Origin of the sequence: Roseovarius sp. E0-M6 (genome assembly GCF_037083845.1) — a bacterium.
Taxonomy (GTDB): domain Bacteria; phylum Pseudomonadota; class Alphaproteobacteria; order Rhodobacterales; family Rhodobacteraceae; genus Roseovarius.
The window spans coordinates 320,239-339,352 of the sequence record NZ_JBAPLA010000001.1 but is presented as its reverse complement, the minus strand read 5'-3'; the positions used below and the strand labels follow the sequence as shown (position 1 = coordinate 339,352).

General features: G+C 63.9%; 18 protein-coding genes. 15 read left to right on the top strand and 3 right to left on the bottom strand.

Going from position 1 to position 19,114, the window contains the following annotated elements; translation table 11 throughout:
- Positions 1-9 precede the first annotated feature (9 nt).
- The gene (locus tag V8359_RS01685; protein WP_336426960.1) at positions 10-372 is read right to left on the bottom strand and encodes a hypothetical protein; all 363 of its coding nucleotides are present in this window, start codon (positions 370-372) and stop codon (positions 10-12) included.
- Between the two features lie 280 nt (positions 373-652).
- Between V8359_RS01685 and V8359_RS01680 the strand changes: the two genes are divergently transcribed.
- The 4 genes from V8359_RS01680 (at position 653) to V8359_RS01665 (ending at position 4,910) form a co-directional block, all read left to right on the top strand.
- Positions 653-1,615, top strand: a complete 963-nt coding sequence (locus tag V8359_RS01680) for a threonine-phosphate decarboxylase (protein WP_336426959.1) — start codon at positions 653-655, stop codon at positions 1,613-1,615.
- A complete protein-coding gene (cbiB, locus tag V8359_RS01675; RefSeq protein ID WP_336426957.1) occupies positions 1,612-2,517 on the top strand; it encodes an adenosylcobinamide-phosphate synthase CbiB in 906 nt (301 codons plus the stop codon). Before V8359_RS01680 ends, cbiB begins: the two co-directional genes overlap by 4 nt.
- 99 nt (positions 2,518-2,616) lie before the next feature.
- Positions 2,617-3,789 carry a lytic murein transglycosylase gene (locus tag V8359_RS01670; protein WP_336426956.1) on the top strand — a complete coding sequence of 391 codons (1,173 nt, stop codon included), beginning with the start codon at positions 2,617-2,619 and terminating at the stop codon, positions 3,787-3,789.
- The gene (locus tag V8359_RS01665) at positions 3,789-4,910 is read left to right on the top strand and encodes a THUMP domain-containing class I SAM-dependent RNA methyltransferase (RefSeq protein ID WP_336426955.1); all 1,122 of its coding nucleotides are present in this window, start codon (positions 3,789-3,791) and stop codon (positions 4,908-4,910) included. Before V8359_RS01670 ends, V8359_RS01665 begins: the two co-directional genes overlap by 1 nt.
- Before the next feature lie 482 nt (positions 4,911-5,392).
- Here the strand turns inward: V8359_RS01665 and smc are convergent, their stop codons facing one another.
- Positions 5,393-8,848: a chromosome segregation protein SMC gene (gene smc / locus V8359_RS01660; RefSeq protein WP_336426954.1), complete on the bottom strand. Its 3,456-nt coding sequence runs from the start codon at positions 8,846-8,848 to the stop codon at positions 5,393-5,395.
- A 240-nt stretch (positions 8,849-9,088) separates the two neighbouring features.
- On the opposite strand from smc, the gene V8359_RS01655 reads away from it, so the two are divergent.
- The 3 genes from V8359_RS01655 (at position 9,089) to V8359_RS01645 (ending at position 10,519) form a co-directional block, all read left to right on the top strand.
- Positions 9,089-9,577 carry a hypothetical protein gene (locus V8359_RS01655; protein ID WP_336426953.1) on the top strand — a complete coding sequence of 163 codons (489 nt, stop codon included), beginning with the start codon at positions 9,089-9,091 and terminating at the stop codon, positions 9,575-9,577.
- Between the two features lie 4 nt (positions 9,578-9,581).
- A complete protein-coding gene (locus V8359_RS01650) occupies positions 9,582-10,037 on the top strand; it encodes a GNAT family N-acetyltransferase (RefSeq protein WP_336426952.1) in 456 nt (151 codons plus the stop codon).
- An 80-nt stretch (positions 10,038-10,117) separates the two neighbouring features.
- Complete coding sequence (locus tag V8359_RS01645) at positions 10,118-10,519, top strand: GFA family protein (RefSeq protein ID WP_336426951.1); 402 nt, start codon at positions 10,118-10,120, stop codon at positions 10,517-10,519.
- Between the two features lie 8 nt (positions 10,520-10,527).
- Here V8359_RS01645 and V8359_RS01640 read toward each other — a convergent pair whose 3' ends face one another.
- On the bottom strand, positions 10,528-10,917 hold the full coding sequence (locus V8359_RS01640; RefSeq protein ID WP_336426950.1) for a hypothetical protein: 390 nt from the start codon (positions 10,915-10,917) through the stop codon (positions 10,528-10,530).
- 256 nt (positions 10,918-11,173) lie between these two features.
- On the opposite strand from V8359_RS01640, the gene V8359_RS01635 reads away from it, so the two are divergent.
- The 8 genes from V8359_RS01635 (at position 11,174) to preA (ending at position 19,091) form a co-directional block, all read left to right on the top strand.
- Positions 11,174-12,574, top strand: coding sequence for a selenium-binding protein SBP56-related protein (locus tag V8359_RS01635; protein WP_336426949.1), 1,401 nt, complete (start codon positions 11,174-11,176; stop codon positions 12,572-12,574).
- A 55-nt stretch (positions 12,575-12,629) separates the two neighbouring features.
- Entirely contained in the window at positions 12,630-13,292 is a 663-nt protein-coding gene (locus V8359_RS01630; protein ID WP_336426948.1) for a hypothetical protein, read from the top strand.
- Positions 13,293-13,453: 161 nt separating this feature from the next.
- Positions 13,454-13,801 (top strand): Lin0512 family protein, encoded by a 348-nt coding sequence (locus tag V8359_RS01625; RefSeq protein ID WP_336426947.1) that lies wholly within the window; start codon positions 13,454-13,456, stop codon positions 13,799-13,801.
- On the top strand, positions 13,798-14,160 hold the full coding sequence (locus V8359_RS01620) for a Lin0512 family protein (protein WP_336426946.1): 363 nt from the start codon (positions 13,798-13,800) through the stop codon (positions 14,158-14,160). Before V8359_RS01625 ends, V8359_RS01620 begins: the two co-directional genes overlap by 4 nt.
- A 149-nt stretch (positions 14,161-14,309) precedes the next feature.
- Complete coding sequence (locus V8359_RS01615) at positions 14,310-15,113, top strand: methyltransferase domain-containing protein (RefSeq protein ID WP_336426945.1); 804 nt, start codon at positions 14,310-14,312, stop codon at positions 15,111-15,113.
- A gap of 82 nt (positions 15,114-15,195) precedes the next feature.
- Positions 15,196-15,963, top strand: a complete 768-nt coding sequence (locus V8359_RS01610; RefSeq protein WP_336426944.1) for an FCD domain-containing protein — start codon at positions 15,196-15,198, stop codon at positions 15,961-15,963.
- A 491-nt stretch (positions 15,964-16,454) separates the two neighbouring features.
- Positions 16,455-17,789: an NAD(P)-dependent oxidoreductase gene (locus tag V8359_RS01605; RefSeq protein WP_336426943.1), complete on the top strand. Its 1,335-nt coding sequence runs from the start codon at positions 16,455-16,457 to the stop codon at positions 17,787-17,789.
- The gene (preA, locus tag V8359_RS01600) at positions 17,790-19,091 is read left to right on the top strand and encodes an NAD-dependent dihydropyrimidine dehydrogenase subunit PreA (protein WP_336426942.1); all 1,302 of its coding nucleotides are present in this window, start codon (positions 17,790-17,792) and stop codon (positions 19,089-19,091) included.
- Positions 19,092-19,114: the final 23 nt, after the last annotated feature.

Below are 19,114 nucleotides of genomic sequence, written 5' to 3'. Positions count from 1 at the left end.
CGCAGGCGTTCAACCCCGCGCGCCGTAATGGGCCACCATCGCCGTCAGATCCTCGGGCGGCATGTCGGCTTGCAGAAACGCCTGCGCATTGGCACAGATCGAAAAGATCGACCCGTCGGAAAAGAAGCTGGTGTTGGTGACGAACACGATCCGCGCCTCCGGGCGGCGATAGCTCGCGAAATCCGCCACAGCCAACGCGCTGCCATCCCGCAACACGAGATCGAGAACAAGAACCTCGTAGTCCTGCGCACGCAGCGCCGCGATGGCGGCGTCCTGCCCGGCGGCAAGCGTGACAGCAAGGCCCTGCCGTTGCATGTGTCGCTGCCATATCCCGCCAAGCGCGGTATCGCTCTGAACGATCAGCACATTCATCGTAACTCCCCCGGATGCGGGTTCTGCGCCCGCGAATGGCCCTGCCTGCGCCCGACTCGGTTAACAAATGGTTAACGGCACCCGCCCCCACAGCCAAGCCGGCCACCGCGCGCGATTTTCAGCCACTCGGGCGCGCGTGGCGGCTTGTTTCCGCCGATGATTTACGGTTCAACGCGAAAGGCGAAATGCGTGCAACGCCTGAATGTCGCGCTGCGTTTCGCGAAAATCTGTGGGTCAGGTTTTTCGCGAAACGATATAGGTATCGGATGCCGGGGACCGCATGACCACCACACGGACCACAAAACCAAAGCAGCCCACCCGCGATCATGGCGGCGGTCTTGATGCCGCGATCCGCGCGCATGGCGGAATACGCGCCGAGTGGCTTGACCTCTCGACCGGGATCAATCCCGTGCCTTACCCGCGTCCCGACTTGTCCGGCGACGCGTGGACCGCCCTGCCCGACACGGCGGCCATGCAGGCACTCGACCTTGCCGCGCGCGCCTTCTGGGCGGTGCCCGACACGGCGGGGGTGGTGGCCGCGCCCGGCGCCTCGGCGCTTATCGCGCGCCTGCCCGCGCTCTGGCCGTCGGGTCGCGTCGACATCCCCGCACCCACCTATAACGAACACGCGGCAAGCTTTGCCGCCCATGGCTGGGACATCACCAAAGATCGCGCAGACACGCGCGTTTTGGTGCATCCCAACAATCCCACGGGGCATTTCGCACACGACGCACAGCTCGACATGCCCCGGCTTGTCCTCGACGAAAGCTTTTGCGACGTGGCCCCCGATCACAGCCTGATCGGGATGTCGACCCGCTCCGATACGCTCATCCTCAAAAGCTTTGGCAAGTTCTGGGGGCTGGCGGGGTTGCGTCTGGGCTTTGCCATCGGTCCGCGCGCCCTGACCGACAGGCTGTCCGAGATGCTGGGGCCGTGGCCCGTGTCCGGCCCGGCACTCGCCATCGCAACTCAGGCGCTTTCCGATGCCGACTGGGCCGCACGGACCCGTGAGCGTCTTGGACGCGATGCGCACCGCCTCGATGCGCTGATGACCGGCGCGGGGGCCGAAACCCTTGGCGGCACGCCGCTCTTTCGCCTCTACCGCGTGGATGACGCGGCGCGCTGGCAAGACCGGCTGGCCCACGCACAAATCTGGTCGCGTGTGTTTCCCTATGATCCACATTGGTTGCGCCTCGGGATACCCGGCCCCTCCGATTGGCCCCGGCTCGAGGAGGCGATATGAGCCTCGCCCTGACACTTGCGCTCCTGCTTGACGCCGCACTGGGCGAACCGCGCTGGCTCTGGTCCCGCCTGCCACATCCCGCGGTGCTGATGGGCCGCGCGGTGGGCTGGTGCGACACCCGGTTCAACGGGCCCCGAGCGCCACGCCTTGCAGGTCTGCTCTGCATGATGGGGCTCGGGGCGGGCGCAATCCTGCTTGGGCTCCTGCTCGCACAGCTCGGTTGGGGTGTCGCGGTGATCGTCGCGGCCATATTGCTTGCCCACAGATCCCTGATCGAGCATGTGCGCGCCGTCGCACAGGGCTTGGCCACTTCCACCGGCGATGGTAGGCGCGCCGTCGCGATGATCGTCGGGCGCGACACCGCCACGATGGACGACGCCGCCATCACCCGCGCCGCCATCGAATCCGGCGCCGAAAACTTCTCGGACGGGGTCATCGCACCGGCCTTCTGGTTTGCCGTCGCGGGGCTTCCGGGGCTCCTGCTCTACAAGATCACCAACACCGCCGACAGCATGATCGGCCACCGCACCCCCCGCCACGAGGCGTTCGGCTGGGCGGCGGCGCGGCTCGACGATGTGCTCAACGTGATCCCTGCGCGCCTGACCGCGCTGCTTATCGCGGCCACCCAAGGGGTTGCGCATGACTGGCGCGCCATCGCCCGCGATGCGCGGCGCCACCGCTCTCCAAACGCGGGCTGGCCCGAGGCGGCCATGGCCCGCGCCCTTGGCGTGGCCCTCTCCGGCCCGCGCTCATATAACGGTCGGATGCGCGACTTTCCCTTCGTCAATCCGGGCGGAAACCGCGCCCCCGGCACCAGCGACATCGAGGCCGCGATCCGTGTTCTCTGGCGGGCATGGGGCGTGACCCTCGCGGTCACGGTCCTTCTCGGGGTCGTGCTCTGACGCCTCTGGGCGCGCGCCGCGTTTCCTTCAAACTCGTGATTCACGTTTGTCGCGAAACGCACTAGAGTCGGATCAAATGAAAACAACAGGGCCTTTTCCATGCGATTTATCTCAGTTATGTCAGCCGCCTTTCTCGGCCTCGCCTCAGCCGCGACAGCCCAATCCTGTGGCGGCGCGTTTTCCACCTTCGTCGCCAACCTCAAGGATGAGGCGATCGCCCGCGGCCATGCCGAATCCAGCGTGGACGCGTTCTTCGCCCCGGTCCGGCAGGATAGCGCAGTGCTCAGGGCCGACCGCCAACAGGGCGTCTTTCAGAAACCCTTTACCGAGTTCGCCCGCCGCCTGATCTCGGCCAACAGGCTCAACACCGGGCGCGCCAAGGCCAAACAGCACGCCGCCACCTTCGACCGGATCGAAGCCACGTATGGCGTTGATCGCGGCGTCCTCCTCGCCTTCTGGGCGTTCGAGACGGATTTCGGCGGCTTTCAGGGGGATTTCAACACGCTCAACGCGCTTGTCACCCTCTCGCATGACTGCCGCCGACCCGAGCTTTTCCGCCCGCAAGTCTTTGCCGCGCTTGAACTTTACGAAATGGGCGATTTTGATCCCCGCCGCACAACCGGCGCATGGGCGGGCGAGATCGGCATGGTTCAGATGCTCCCCCGCGACATCATCGACAACGGTGTCGATGCCGATGGCGATGGCAAGGTCTCGCTCAAGACATCCGCCCCCGACGCGCTCATGTCAGGCGGCAAGATGCTCTCGCATCTGGGCTGGCGTGCGAACGAGCCTGGGCTTCAGGAGGTCACGGTGCCCGACACGCTCGACTGGTCCAAGACCGGTCTGCGCACCACGATGCCCGCCGCTGAATGGGTCGCCCGCGGCGTGACACCCCGCCACGGCGAGGTGGCGGGCGCGCTGCCCGCCTCGATCATCCTGCCCGAAGGGCGCAACGGGCCGGCCTTCATGGCCTACCCGAATTTCAGCGTCTATTTCGAATGGAACCAAAGCTTTACCTACGTCTTAACCGCGGCTTACTTCGCCAACCGCCTTCAGGGCGCACCGATTTTCAACGCCGGCACTCCCGAGCCGGGCCTCTCCGGCAATCAGCTCAAGGCGCTTCAGCGCAAGCTTCAGGCGCGCGGCTATGACGTGGGCGGCGCCGATGGCATTCTCGGGGCGGGCACCCGCGCCGCCGTACAGGACATCCAGCAGGAACTTGGCATGCCCGCGGACGCATGGCCGACACGCGCTTTGCTTGATCGTCTGTGATGGCCGGACCCGCGCCCGGCACCCCGCAAGAGATTTTTCTCACCGCACCGCCCGGCCTCGAAGGCGCGCTCGCCAACGAGGCGCGCGAAGCAGGCTTCAACGATGTCAAATCACAGCCCGGCGGCGTCGCCATTTCCGGCGGCTGGCCCGAGGTCTGGCGCGCCAACATCACCCTGCGTGGCGCGTCCCGCGTCCTGGTGCGCATCGGTTCTTTCCGCGCTTTCCACGTGGCCCAGCTTCACAAGCGCGCGCTCAAGTTCCCGTGGGGTGATTTCTTCGGCCCCGACACGCCGATCCGGGTCGAGGCCACATGCAAACGGTCCAAGATATATCATGCGGGCGCGGCCACCCAACGGATCGAACGGGCGATCACCGAAACCCTCGGCGCACCAATCGCCAAGGATGCGCCCCTGCGCGTCATGGTGCGGATCGAGGATGATCTCTGCACCCTCTCGCTCGACAGTTCCGGCGACCCACTCCACCGGCGCGGCCACAAGGAATTCGTCGGCAAGGCCCCTTTGCGCGAAACGATGGCGGCACTCTTCCTGCGTGAATGCGGCTATGACGGGGGCGAACCCGTGCTTGACCCGATGTGCGGCTCGGGCACGTTTCTGCTCGAGGCGGCCGATATGGCATGTGGCCTGCTGCCCGGTCGCTCACGCAACTTTGCCTTCGAACATCTGACGAATTTCGACGCCGAGGCGGTCGCGGGCCTGCGCAACTCGAACCCACGACCCACGGAGATGCGGTTTTTCGGCTCGGACCGCGATGCAGGCGCCGTGCGGGGCGCCGCCGCCAATGCCGCGCGCGCCGGCGTGGCGGATATGTGTCACTTTTCCTGCCACGCGATCAGCGACCTCACCCGCCCCGATGGGCCACCCGGCCTTGTCATCGTCAACCCGCCTTATGGCGGCCGCGTCGGCAACAAGCGGCTGATCTACGGCCTCTATGCCGCGCTCGGCAAGACGCTGCTGGCAAACTTCCAGGGCTGGCGCGTGGGTCTCATTACGACCGAAGGCGGCCTTGCCCGCGCGACAACGCTCCCCTTCGCGCCCCCCGGTCCGCCGGTCGCCCATGGCGGGCTCAAGGTGCGCCTCTGGCAAACCGCTCCCCTTCCCTGAGCGCGGGGCGATCTTTACTTTTCGGTAGGGAAAGCCTAGTATTACAGTATTGCGAAAAGAGCTGTTCACGCATCTCACCAAATAATCGACCCTGCCGAGCGGCTACTCGGCAGGGTCTTTTTTTGTCACGCGCCTAGGGCGCGATCCAAAGGCGGATGATGGTCGCGATCAGCGTCGCCGCCGCGATGGCCACCATCCAATTCCGAAAAGAACTTTCGTTCAAATATCTCACCTCCTTCCACTGCGACAGATCGCAGTGAACGAACCCAATCCGTGCAATTGTTTGCAAATCGTGAAGGTTTCGGCGGGCGGTCCATTAACCACGGCAACTTCGCCGTATCGCACCGACGTAATACCGACGTGAATGCCGACATGGATGCCGACGTTCGAAATCCGCCGATTTCCCTCGTTAACCGTGCGATTCCGCACCCGATTCGCGGCGCGAGGGCGCCAACATACAGCACCGCGCGTTAACCTTCTGGTCAGGCGACCATCGCCTCGGCCTTCTTGAGGTCCACCGACACAAGCTGGCTTACCCCCTGCTCGGCCATCGTAACCCCGAAAAGCCGGTCCATCCGGCTCATCGACACGGCATTGTGCGTGATGATCAGGAACCGCGTCTCGGTCCGGCGGCACATCTCGTCCAGAAGGTCACAGAACCGTCCCACATTGGCATCGTCAAGCGGCGCGTCCACCTCGTCGAGCACACAGATCGGCGCGGGGTTTGCAAGGAATACCGCAAAGATGAGCGCCAGCGCGGTCAGCGTCTGCTCACCGCCCGACAGAAGGCTCAGAGTGGCCAGCTTCTTGCCCGGTGGCTGGCACATGATCTCAAGACCGGCTTCCAGCGGATCATCGCTTTCAACCATCACGAGGTTCGCGTCACCTCCGCCAAACAGGTGCTTGAAAAGCAAAGAGAAATTCGAATTCACCTGCTCGAACGCGGTCAACAGTCGCTCGCGACCCTCCCGGTTAAGCGATGCAATCCCCGACCGAAGAGTCTTGATCGCCTCCTCAAGATCGGTCTTCTCACTGATCAGAGCGTCATGCTCGACCTCGACCTCGCGCGCGTCTTCCTCGGCCCGCAGGTTCACCGCACCCAGCGCATCGCGCTGCCGCTTGAGGCGGTTCACATCGGCCTCGATCGCGTCGGCCTGTGGCATCTCGTCGGGCAGGGTGTTCAGCTGTTCCAAAAGGCGCTCTGGCGTGCTGTCAAGCTCCTCCTCGATCCGATGCGCAGCTTGCGCCCGGGTCTCCGTGACGCCATCCCGGCGCGCCTCTGCGGCGGCACGCGCCTCGCGCGCCTCGCCGGCGCTCCGCTCGGCATTGCGCTCAGCCTCCGAGGCCCTGCGTGCCGCCCCTTCCCCGGAACTCAGCGCATCCGCCGCCCGCGCCCGGCGCGCCTCGGCGTCCGTAATCTTGCCGGCAAGCTCCTCGCGCGTCTTCGCGATCTCCTCGGGCTGCGCGCGCGCCTCGGTCAGTTCCGCCTCCGACGCCTCTTTGCGCTCGGCCAGTTCGGCACTTCTTTTCTCAGCGGTTTCAAGGCGATGCCGCCAACCGCTCAACTCTTTTGCCACCTCTTGGGCGCGCCGTGTTCGCGCCTCGCCCTCGCGGCGTAGCTCATCATGCGCCGAGCGTTTGGACATCATCGTGATCCGCGCCGCCTCGACGGTCATACGCACATCCTCGACCTCGGCGCGCGCCGCGTTCAGATCGCCCAGATACTTCAGCCCCTGCTCGGCTTCGGTCGCTTGCTGACGCGCCGCCATCGCCTCTTCCTCGTGGCGCGTCACCGCCAGCCCAAGCGCCTCGAGCCGTGACTGCGCGAGATTGCGGTCGGCCTCGGTCCGGCTCAGGGCGCGGCTTGCCTCGTTGAGCGCGGCATCCGCCGCCTTGCGGGCGCGCCGGGCCTCCGCATCGTCCTCATTGAGCGCCTTGAGCCGCGCAGTCAGCGTCTCATGCGCCTGCCGCGCGCCATCTGCTCGGGCGCTGGCATGGGCCAGCAATTGTTTCAACTCTTCCAGACGGTTGAGCTGTTCCAGCCTGAGCGCGGCCGCCGAAGGCGCCTCCTCGCCCCATGTCCGGTAGCCGTCCCAGCGCCACAGATCGCCCTGCGGGCTGACCAGCCTCTGACCGGGCTTCAATAGCGGCTGCAAATGCGCGGCGTCCTCGACCTCGATCACGCCCACCTGGCTCATCCGCCGGGCCAGCACGTCGGGCACTGAGACATGATGAGTGATGGCCTGCACCCCGCCCGGCAACGGCTGATGCGCGTCATAATCCGGTAATAGGGTCCAGCCCGATGGTCCGTCCGCCTCAACCTCGGGCGCGCGCAGATCGTCGGCCAACGCCGCACCCAGCGCCTTCTCAAAGCCCTGCTCGACCTGAAGCCGATCCAGGATCTGACCGCTTTCGCCTGTATCCCGGTCCACCAGCCGCGCCAAGGCCGTCACCTCGGCCGAAAGCGCGTTCACCTCACCCTCGGCCTCCGAGCGTTCGGCGCGCGCGTCGGCCTCGCGGGTTTGGCATTCGGCCCGCGCCTCGTCGGTCCGGTTCAACGCCTCGTCGGCCTCGCGGGCCTGCCGTTGCGCGGCATGCTCTGCCTCGGTGGCGGCCTCGAACTCACGGCCTGCCCGGTCCATGGCCTCGCGCGACGCGTTCACAGCGTCACGGGCGCGCTCGGCTTCGGCTTCACTTTTCGTTAATGTCTTGCGGCTATCATCCAAAAGCCTTTGCGCCGATTGGTGCCGCGCGGCCAGACGCGCAACATCCTCGGTCAGGGTCGAAAGCGCGCCCTCGCGCTCTTGCAACACGCCCGCCGCATCGCTTGCGGCCTCGCTGGCCTCGGCCAGCCTGTCGTCATGCCCCTCCCCGGCCTTGGCAAGTTCTCGCGCCTCCCAGTCCAGCCGCTCGATCGTCTCGCCCGCATCCCGGTTGAGCGCGGCCTCCCGCTCGATGTCATGGGCAAGCTGCCCGATCCGCTTTTCCAGCGTCTCGATCCGGTCGCGCGCGCCCTGTTCCTGATCGGCCAGCGTGTCATGCTGAACCTGAAGCCGCTGCACCACCGCCGAGGCGATGGCCTCTTCCTCGCGCAGCGCCGGCAGCGCCTCATCTGCGGCCTCGCGCGCCTTGCCCGCCTCGCGCGCTGTGGTCTCCGCGCGGGCCGCTTCCGTGGTGCGCTCGCGAAGCGCCGTCTCGGCCCGCGCCACCGCCTCGTCAGCCTCTTTCCAGCGCCGGTAAAGCAACATTCCCTCGGCCTGCCGAAGCTCCTCGCCGATGGCCCGATACCGGGCCGCCTGACGCGCCTGACGTGCCAATTGCGCCAGTTGCTGGGCCAGTTGCTCGATCACGTCATCCACCCGCGTGAGATTCGTCTCCGCCGATTTCAGCTTCAGTTCGGCCTCGTGCCGCCTCTGGTAAAGTCCTGAAATCCCTGCGGCTTCTTCCAGAATACGGCGCCGCGATTTGGGCTTGGCATTGATCAATTCGCTGATCTGCCCCTGCCGCACCAGCGCGGGCGAATGCGCACCCGTCGAGGCATCCGCAAACAGCATCTGAACGTCGCGCGCACGCACGTCCTTGCCGTTCACCTGATAGGCGCTGCCCACGTCGCGGGTGATGCGCCGCGTCACCTCAAGCGTGTCCTCGTCGTTGAACCCCGCCGGGGCCAGACGCTCGGAATTGTCGATATGAAGCGCCACCTCGGCAAAGTTGCGCGCAGGCCGCGACGCGGACCCCGCAAAGATCACATCCTCCATCCCGCCGCCACGCATCGCGGTCGGGCGGTTTTCGCCCATGACCCAGCGCAGCGCCTCCAGAAGGTTCGACTTGCCACAGCCATTCGGCCCAACAACCCCGGTCAGACCGTCATGGATGATCAGGTCCGTCGGGTCGACGAAGCTTTTGAAGCCGGTCAGTCTGAGCTTTGAAAAATGCACCACAAGGGCCTTTGGTGATTTCGACGTCCCGCCCCGGTGATTCCGGTGCTTGACCCGCAATGTGACGAGGCGCGCGCGGCCCTGTCAACGCAAAACCCCACGATATGGCGCCAAAGATGTAGTTATCCACAAGATATTGCGCATTTCCAAGGGGGCGCTTCGTCCATCTCCACCCTAGGCTCGCGCCTGTCGATACGCTAGGCTCAGATCGAGTCACATATCGGAAAACGAACCTCACACATGTCAAAATCGGTCGCTTTTCTGCTCATCGGCCTGTTCTTCGGCGCGGGCGCGGGCTTTCTGGCCGGGCAGGCATTGATGCCCGCCACCGAGGCCCCCGCCATGGTGCATGATCACACCGCGCACGATCACGGCGCCGGTGAAACAGGTATGGATCACGATCAACGGGTCGAGGCCACATCCCCGGCCCCGACTTTGCGCCTCGTGCTGCGTCCTGATGGCCCCCAAAGCCGCAATCTGCACATTGAGACCACCAATTTCACCTTCGATCCGCTCGGAGTGAATGGCCCGCATCAGCCCGGCCACGGCCACGCCCATGTCTATGTGAACGACGTCAAGGTCATGCGCGCCTATAGCCCCCATGTTCAGCTTCAGGCCCTGCCCGAGGGCGATCACATGATCCGTGTCACGCTCAACACCAACGACCATGCGCAACTGGCAAAGGATGGCGTGCCCATCACCGCCTCCGTGCCTCTGACCATCGAGTGATCCCATGCTCATAATCGAAGACGCGGACCCCTGCGCACCCGGCCCGCGCGCCCTGCTCGAAGCGAGCCACGCATTGATGCAGGCCAGCTTTCCGGCGGACGACATCTATGCCCTGAACCTCGCGGAGCTGTCACGGCCCGGCATCCATTTCTTTTCCGCCCGCGAAGGCGACACCGTGCTCGGCACCGGCGCACTGGCCGAGAAAGAAGGCTACGGCGAGGTGAAATCCATGTTCACCGCATCTCAGGCGCGCGGTCGCGGCGTGGCTGCCGCCCTGCTGCGCCGGATCGAGGATCGTGCCCGCGAACGCGGCTTGTCTCTGCTCCGCCTCGAAACCGGTGCGTCCCTTGCCGCCGCCATTCGTCTATATGAGCGCCACGGCTTTGCGCCTTGCGCGATATTCGGCGACTATGCACCGAACGAAACAAGCCTTTACATGGAAAAAACCCTCACCGGCTAAGGCGCGCGGTGTTCAGTGTCGTTCAAACACTCGATCCGGCCCATCAGACCCGACTATTCCGCTCATTTTCGAGGCCTTACATGACCATCACAGGACGATGTCTTTGCGGCGCCATCACCTTCACTCTCGACGCCCCGCCCGATTGGGCCGGCTACTGCCATTGCGAAAGCTGTCGGCGCAACTGCTCCGCGCCTGTGACCGCCTTCCTGACGGGGCCGGCATCCGGCTTTCGCTGGACCGGCGCCATACCCGCCTCCTATGAAAGCAGCCCCGGCGCCCGGCGGCACTTCTGCGCCACCTGTGGCACACCCATGGCATTCGAGGCCGATCACTACCCCGGTGAGGTTCACCTCTATATCGCCTCCCTCGACGATCCCGCCGCGATAAGACCACGCGAACATGTGCATCACGAAGAGCGTCTGCCGTGGTTCGAAATCGCCGATGACCTGCCCCGCACCGAAGGCTTTGGCGGCGAAGGATAATCTTGGGCCTAGCCCGGCATGCGCCGACAGATCGCCTCGCCAAACCCCTCATCGTCCAGATAAAGATCGCAATCAAGATAGTGCGGCGGGGGCACCGGTGGCGGCGCGCCCTGTCCACAATCAAGCCGCGCGGTGATCATCGCTTGATCCCCGCCAAGCCCGGCCACGCGACAACCGCTCACCGCCATGATCGCGCGGGTGGCGGCATCGGCCACGCTCAGCCGGTTCGGGGCCCAGCGCGCATTGATCCGGATCGCTTCGGCACGCCGCCCCCTTATCCGAATATCAAAAAGGTTGCCGTCGATGGCGACGCGCGTCACGGGCTGCCCGCGAAACGCCTCGCTCGGGGTGTCACAGGCCACAAGGCCAAGGAAAATCGGCAAGATGAGTCGCCACATGCCCGCCACCCTGCGCAGGAACCGGTTAACACTTCCTTTCGCGTGCCCGTCCCTGCCCCGACGGACACTTCAACATCACGGCACAAACCGCCCCCTGCAAAGGCAATTGTCATCAAGTGGTCCTCCCGACCGGTCACGCTAGCGCGCGGATACGCGCGAATTCATTTGTCAGACAATTTATTCTGTGCCACCATTTCCGACATGCGAGACCCGGACAGCCGCATGATCCGGCCCGCCGAATGGGAGGATATATTTCATGAATCTTAGACCAGACCCCACATTTCACGCGACGCCGAAACTGGCCATGAAGGCCCCGGCAGAAACCTTGGCTTTCACCCTTCTGCTCAGCCCCGATGGCTCTCAGCCCGACGGGCTTGCCGTTGTGGATGTCGATCCCAAATCCAAGACCTATGGCGAGATTGTTCACAGTCTCTTCATGCCCAACAAAGGTGACGAGTTTCACCATTTCGGCTGGAACGCCTGCTCGTCGTCATTGTCGCCGTTGACCGGGCACGCCTTCCTTGAGCGGCGCTACCTGATCATCCCTGGCATCCGGTCCAGCCGCATCTATGTGATCGACGTGAAAGACCCGCTCGACGCGAAGATCCACAAGATCATTGAACCCGAGGAACTCTTTGAGAAGACGGGATATTCCCGTCCGCACACCATCCACTGCGGCCCCGAGGGCATCTATGTCAGCACCTTGGGCGGCGGCGGCGAGGACGGCACAGACGGACCTCCGGGTATTTTCCTCATGGATTGCGAGACCTTCGAAATCCTCGGCCGCTACGAGATGGATCGCGGCAAGCAGGACAAGCATTACGATTTCTGGTGGAACCTGCCCCGCGACTACATGGTCAGCTCGGAATGGGGCCTGCCGCCGCAATTCGAGAACGGGATCGTCCCCGAGGATCTGCTGGGCAACAAGTACGGCCACTCGATCCACTTCTGGAACCTGCGCGAACGCAAGAATGTTCAGACCATCGATTTTGGCGAAAACTACCAGATGGCGCTGGAAATCCGCCCCGCCCATGATCCGTCCAAGGATTACGGCTTCTGCGGCGTCGTCGTCGATACCTCCAACCTTCAGGGTGCGATCTTCACGTGGTGGCAGAAAGACGACGGCGCGTTCGAGGCCAAGAAAACCATCACCATCGACCCGCGCCCCGAAAAGGCGGACAACCTGCCGCCGCTCCTGCAAGGGTTCGAGGCCGTGCCGCCGCTCGTGACGGATATCGACCTGAGCCTTGACGACCGCTTCCTCTACGTCGCCTGCTGGGGGCTGGGCGAGATGCATCAATACGATGTCTCCGACCCGATGAACCCCAAGCTGGCAGGCAAGGTCGAACTCGGCGGCATCGCGCGCAACACCGACCACCCCAATGGCAAGCCCTTCGCCTTCGGGCCCCAGATGGTCGAGATAAGCCGGGATGGCAAACGCGTCTACTGGACCAACTCGCTCTATTCCACTTGGGACGATCAGTTCTATCCCGGTGACGAAGGTGGCCAGATGGTCATGGCCGATGTCGGCGCCGATGGCGGGCTCACCCTGAACAAGGACTTCTATGTAGACGCCCCAAAAGGCTATCGCGCCCACCAGATTCGGCTCGAGGGCGGCGATTGCTCGACCGACAGCTTCTGCTACCCCTCCGTCTGAGACAGGGACATAACCCCGCTCCGGCTTTGGCCCGGGGCGGGGTGTTTCCGCCGCGATGATCGACGCAACCCCTCATGTCGCGGCCCTGTGGTGGGCCGTTGTCGCCTCGGGCCTTTACCATGGCGTCAATCCCGGCATGGGCTGGCCCCTGGCCGTGTCCTCCGCCCTGATGGAGCGGGAATATTCCAGCCTTTACAAGGCGCTGCTCGCGCTGGCCGGGGGGCATCTTCTGGCCATGGCGCTGGTGCTTCTGCCGTTCTCGGCACTGTTGTGGCTTGCCGACTGGCAGCGCGAGATTCAGATCGGCGCGGCCTGTCTGGTGATCGCCCTCGGGGTCTATCTTCTCATCAACCGGCGCCACCCGAGATTTCTCTCGCGGGTGCCACCCTCGCGACTGGCGCTCTGGTCCTTTTTGGCCGCCATGGCGCATGGTGCCGGGTTGATGCTGGTGCCGATCTATCTCGGGATTTGCGGCACGCTCGAAACGGACGCGGGTCATGCGGCGGCTTACGACCTGATGCAAACCCACGGCGGCACCGCCATCGTCGTGGCGCTTCTGCATACGCTGGCGATGACGGTGGCCGGCGGCGCGCTGGCGCTTGGCGTCTATCACTGGCTCGGCCTCGCCTTCCTGTCCAAGGGCTGGTTCAACCTCGATATCGTCTGGGCGCTCAGCCTCATTCTCGTGGGCGGCCTGTCGCTTTTTGCCCTGCATTGACGTGACGTCTCGAACAGGCCAGAAACATCCCGAGTTTCTTCTTGCCCTAAATATCTCGGGGGAGGCCGAAGGCCGGGGGCGGAGCCCCCTCAAACCGACCAGAGGCCGAGCCCCCTCAAACCAACCAGAGGCAGCGCCCCACTGACCAAAGGACATCCAACATGCCCAAGACCCGCGTCCTCACCGAATTCGGCATGGGCACCTCCTTGCGTCGGCAGGACTATACCGAAGCCGCGCGCCGCGCCCTGAGGGATGCGCTCTGGCGCAATTCGATCAACATGGCCGAGCTTTTCGGGCTCGACAAATCCGAGATGCTCATCGACGTGGAAATCGCGGTGCAACAGCCCGACGCCGTCGATTGCGCAACGCTCGAATCAACCTTCCCCTACGGACGGGTGCGGATCACCGCAACGCATGGCGGGCTCGATGTGCCGCGCCCCGATGGCGCGCCGACTGTCATCGCCAATGCCGCCATCTCCGTCAGCTTCGACATGGAGCCCTCCCAATGAATGATCAGCGTTTCATCATCGAAATGGGCATGGGCAACGACCTTCACGGCATGGATTATCAGAAGGCCGCAATCCGCGCGATCGAGGACGCGATCCGCCACTCCACCCTGCCGATCTTTGCCGCAACGGGCATCCCACACACCGACATGCGTGTCGCTGTCACCATCGGCGTGCAGGAACCGGACAAGCTTGACACCGACGCGCTCGCCGCGCGCCTGCCACGCGGACGCGCCACCGTCACGGCCGTTCGCGGCGGCCAGAACGTGACCAACCCGGACACTGGCGAAACGCTCGTCATCGCCACGGCCGCGGTTGAGGCGTTCCTGCCCGATCAATCCGCAAGGTGGCGGGCGGGCTGAACGCAAGGCGGGGGGTGTCCGCCGGGGCGGCATAGCCTCGCCACGATATTGCTTTGTGAAAACGGGCTTTCGGTCTATAATCTCGTCGCGGCACTGGCTGGCCTAAACGCCGGTCAGGACCGGGATTTTATCAGACCAAGTGCATTTTCATGAGCGATCCCTTTCAGGATGTAGACGCGGCCGGGCCGGAGTTCATCGCGATGTTCGCCGACGCGATGGACGCCAGACAGTCCGACCCTACGATGGAACGGATCGTCGCCGCATATCTCGGCATGCTGGAATTCCGGGCCGATGGTCTTACCGTCGAAATCGGCGCGGGGGCCGGAGCGGTCACACGGCGCATCGCCGACGCCGCCGCGCCTGGCCGTGTGATCGGCCATGATCCATCCGCCGGTTTCATCGCTGAGGCGCGCGCCCGCGCCGGAAACCGCCCCAACCTCGACTTCGAGGTGGCCGATGGCACCGCGCTCCCGCACGACGATGCAAGCGCCGACAATACCGTCCTGCATACCGTTCTGACCCATGTCACCGATCCCTCCGCCCTTCTGGCCGAAGCCGCACGCATTCTGCGCCCCGGCGGTCGCGTGGTCGTGTGCGACATGGATTTTTCCAAGGCATCGCTGGCCGGGTTCCGAAACGATCCGCTACAGGCCTGCGCCGGTGCCTTCATCGACACCTGCGTCACCGACCCATACGTGGTGTCCAAGCTGAAGCGGCTCGCACAAGACGCCGGTCTTGTCACAGAGGCTTTTCACATCTCAAATCGTCTCGTGACCGATGGGCCGGGGATGCTCCCATGGGTGCAGGTCACAACCCAGAAGATGGTCGAGCGCGACGAGATCGGCAGCGCGCTGGCCGACGCACTTGTCGAAGAATACGACCGGCGCTCAGCACATGGCCTGCTTCAGGGATTTCAGCCCGTGGCAACACTCGTGGCCCGCAAACCGGCCTGATCCCCGCATCACGCACCAAGCCCACGCTTGCCAGCAAGGGCCCCGCGGTCATATCATCTGACCAGTGTGTTAAAGGTGCCCCATGCCATTCGAAAAGATCACCTCCGAAAAGCTGTCCTCAGCCGTCACCCGCCAGATCGAGTTGCTGATCCTGCGCGGCATCCTGCGCCCCGGGGAACGGCTCCCGTCCGAGCGCGACCTTGCCGAGCGGATGGGCGTGTCGCGCCCCTCCCTCCGCGAAGCTATCGCCGAGCTGCGCGAAAAGGGCCTTCTGGCCAGCCGCGCAGGTGCGGGTATCTTCGTGGCCGACGTCTTGGGCAGCGCCTTTTCCGAGGCGCTTGTCCGGCTTTTCTCGGATCATGACGAAGCGGTGTTCGATTATGTCTCGTTCCGCCGTGACCTCGAAGGGCTTGCCGCCGAACGCGCGGCCACACTGGCCTCCGACACCGATTTGCGCGTCATCGGCTCGATCTTCGCCAAGATGGAAGCGGCCCACACCAAACCGAACTCCGAAACCGAGGCCCGACTGGATGCCGAGTTTCACCTTTCCATCATCGAGGCGAGCCATAATGTCGTGATGTTGCACATGATGCGCTCGATGTTTCAGATGCTGCGCGAGGGTGTGTTCTATAATCGGCAACAGATGTTCCGACAACGCACCACCCGCACCACCATCCTCGATCAGCACCGCGCCATCAACACGGCACTACAGGCGCGCGACGCTCCCGCCGCGCGCGCCGCGGTCGACGCGCATCTGACTTTCGTCGAGGACACCCTGCGCGATCTGCGCACCTCCGAAAGGAACGAAGCGATTGCACGGCAACGCCTCGACCACGAAAGCGCGCGCTGATCCGGCATTGACCGGGATTTCGTGCAGACCAACGGCAAGGAATATTTCGAAGGTCACCGGGGCTCTCGGGTAGTGATTAAAGCGTTTCGCGAAAAACCTGAATCACAGATTTGCGCGAAACGCAGCGCAACATTCAGGCGTTGCACGCGTTTCGCCTTTCGCTGATGTCTCAGGTTAAAGGCGAAACGCTTTAATTGGACGGCACGAGGACAATGGCCGCACGCGCCGTTAACGTCTTGCGTGACGGCCCCTGCACCGACGTGAATACCGACATGGGTGCCGACGCGATACCGACCCGGGATCAACGCCATTAACACATTGCGAGACGACCCTGTAACACCGATGGTCGCACAACGCGGCGCAGGGCTCGAACGCTTTAAACAAATAGGGGGTAGACCGGAAAAAAACTGACATCCTCTTTATTTTACCAATTGATAAAATTTTTGAATGTGCTTTACTGTCGGCCAGCCTGTCAGCCAATGGAGACCCCCATGAGCCACAGCCCTCTGACCCCCGGCATCACCGCCGATCGACTGGAACCCTCTGAATACGCGGATAATTTTGCCGATTTGCATGCGCCGCTGGATGCGCATGAGGCGACCGTGGCGGCGGATCGGTGCTATTTCTGCCATGATGCACCCTGCGTCACGGCCTGCCCGACGGATATCGACATCCCGCTCTTTATCCGCCAGATCGCCACCGGCACACCCGAAGCGGCGGCCAAGACGATCCTGACCCAGAACATACTCGGCGGCATGTGCGCCCGCGTCTGCCCCACCGAGACACTCTGCGAAGAGGTCTGCGTCCGCGAGATCGCCGAGGGCAAGCCGGTGATCATCGGTCAGCTTCAGCGATACGCGACCGATATCCTTATGGAGAAGAACGAACACCCCTTCACCCGCGCCGATCCCACGGGCAAGCGCATCGCGGTGGTGGGGGCCGGGCCCGCCGGCCTTGCCTGTGCCCACCGCCTTGCCATGCTGGGGCACGACGTGACGCTCATGGATGCGCGGCCCAAGCCCGGTGGTCTCAACGAATACGGCATCGCCGCCTATAAGACCGTCGATGACTTCGCCCTGCGCGAGGTGAACTGGCTCATGCAAATCGGCGGCATCACACTTGAGAATGGCGTGGCACTGGGCCGGGACGTAACGCTCGACAGTCTTCAGTCGGATTACGACGCGGTCTTTCTCGGGCTCGGGCTTGGCGCGGTCAATGCCTTGGGGCTTGGCGGCGAAGACAAGGATGGCATGCGAGATGCCGTTGATTTCATTGCTGAACTTCGTCAGGCCGAGGATGTATCAAAACTGCCTATCGGGCGCGACGTGGTGGTGATCGGAGGCGGCATGACCGCCATAGACGCCGCGGTTCAGGCCAAGGCGCTTGGCGCGCTCAACGTGACGCTCGTCTACCGCCGTGGCCGCGAACGCATGAATGCAAGCGTGTTCGAACAGGATCTCGCGGCGGCGCGCGGTGTGCATATCATCACCCGCGCGCAACCCGTCGCGATCCACGGCAATGGCGCGGTGCGCGAGATCGAATTCGAATACACCGACGACACGCTCACCCCCACGGGTGAAACCGTGCGCATCCCCGCCGATCAGGTGTTCAAAGCCATCGGTCAGGCGCTTGCAGGGGACACCCTTCCCGATCTCGATGGCCGCAAGATCACCGTGACGGACACGGGGCGCACCTCGGTGTCCGGCGTCTGGGCCGGGGGCGATTGTGCCGCCGGTGGCGACGATCTGACCGTGACCGCCGTGGCCGAAGGCCGCGATGCGGCGATGGATATTCATGCCGCGCTGACCGGCGCAAAGGAGGCATAAATGGCTGACTTAACAACAAATTTCATTGGTATCACGTCCCCTAATCCGTTCTGGCTCGCCTCGGCACCGCCGACCGACAAGGAATATAACGTCCGCCGCGCCTTTGAGGCCGGATGGGGCGGTGTGGTCTGGAAAACTCTCGGAGAAGATCCGCCGGTCGTGAACGTGAACGGCCCCCGCTATGGCGCGATCTGGGGGGCCGACCGGCGCCTGCTCGGGCTCAACAATATCGAGTTGATCACCGATCGACCGCTCGAGACCAATCTCGAGGAAATGACTCGCGTCAAGAAGGACTATCCCGATCGCGCGATCATCGCCTCGCTCATGGTCCCGGTGAACGAAGACAGCTGGAAACATATCCTCTCGCGCGTCGCCGAAACCGGCTGTGACGGGGTCGAACTCAACTTCGGCTGCCCCCACGGCATGAGTGAACGCGGCATGGGCTCGGCCGTGGGCCAAGTGCCCGACTACATCCATCAGATCGCCGAATGGTGCAAGAAACACACCGACCTGCCGGTTATCGTCAAGCTGACGCCGAACATCACCGATGTTCGCAAACCCGCACAGGCCGCGAAAGATGGCGGCGCTGACGCGGTGAGCCTCATCAACACGATCAACTCGATCACATCCGTCAATCTCGACAGCTTTTCTCCCGAGCCGATGATTGACGGCAAGGGCGCGCATGGGGGCTATTGCGGCCCCGCCGTGAAACCCATCGCGCTCAACATGGTGGCCGAGATCGCACGCGATCCGGCCACCCAAGGCATGCCCATATCCGGGATCGGAGGCGTGACCACATGGCGCGACGCGGCCGAGTTCATGGCCCTCGGCGCCGGCAACGTGCAGGTTTGCACCGCCGCCATGACCTATGGCTTCAAGATCGTGCAGGAGATGATTTCCGGCCTGTCGCAATACATGGACGAGAAAGGCTTCACCTCAACCGACGAGCTCGTGGGACGCGCCGTCCCCAACGTTAGCGACTGGAAGCATCTGAACCTCAACTACGTCACCAAGGCGCGCATCGATCAGGACGCCTGTATCAAATGCGGCCGCTGCTATGCAGCCTGCGAAGACACCTCTCATCAGGCGATCTCGATGTCCGAAGACCGCACCTTCGAAGTGATCGACGCCGAGTGCGTGGCCTGTAACCTGTGCGTCAATGTCTGCCCCGTGGAAGATTGTATCACCATGGTAGAGCTTGAACCCGGAGCCATGGACGAACGCACCGGCAAGGTGGTCGAAAAAGAGTATGCAAACTGGACGACGCACCCCAACAACCCGGGGGCCTGCGCGGCGGAATAAGCTTTAAAGCGTTTCGCGAAAAA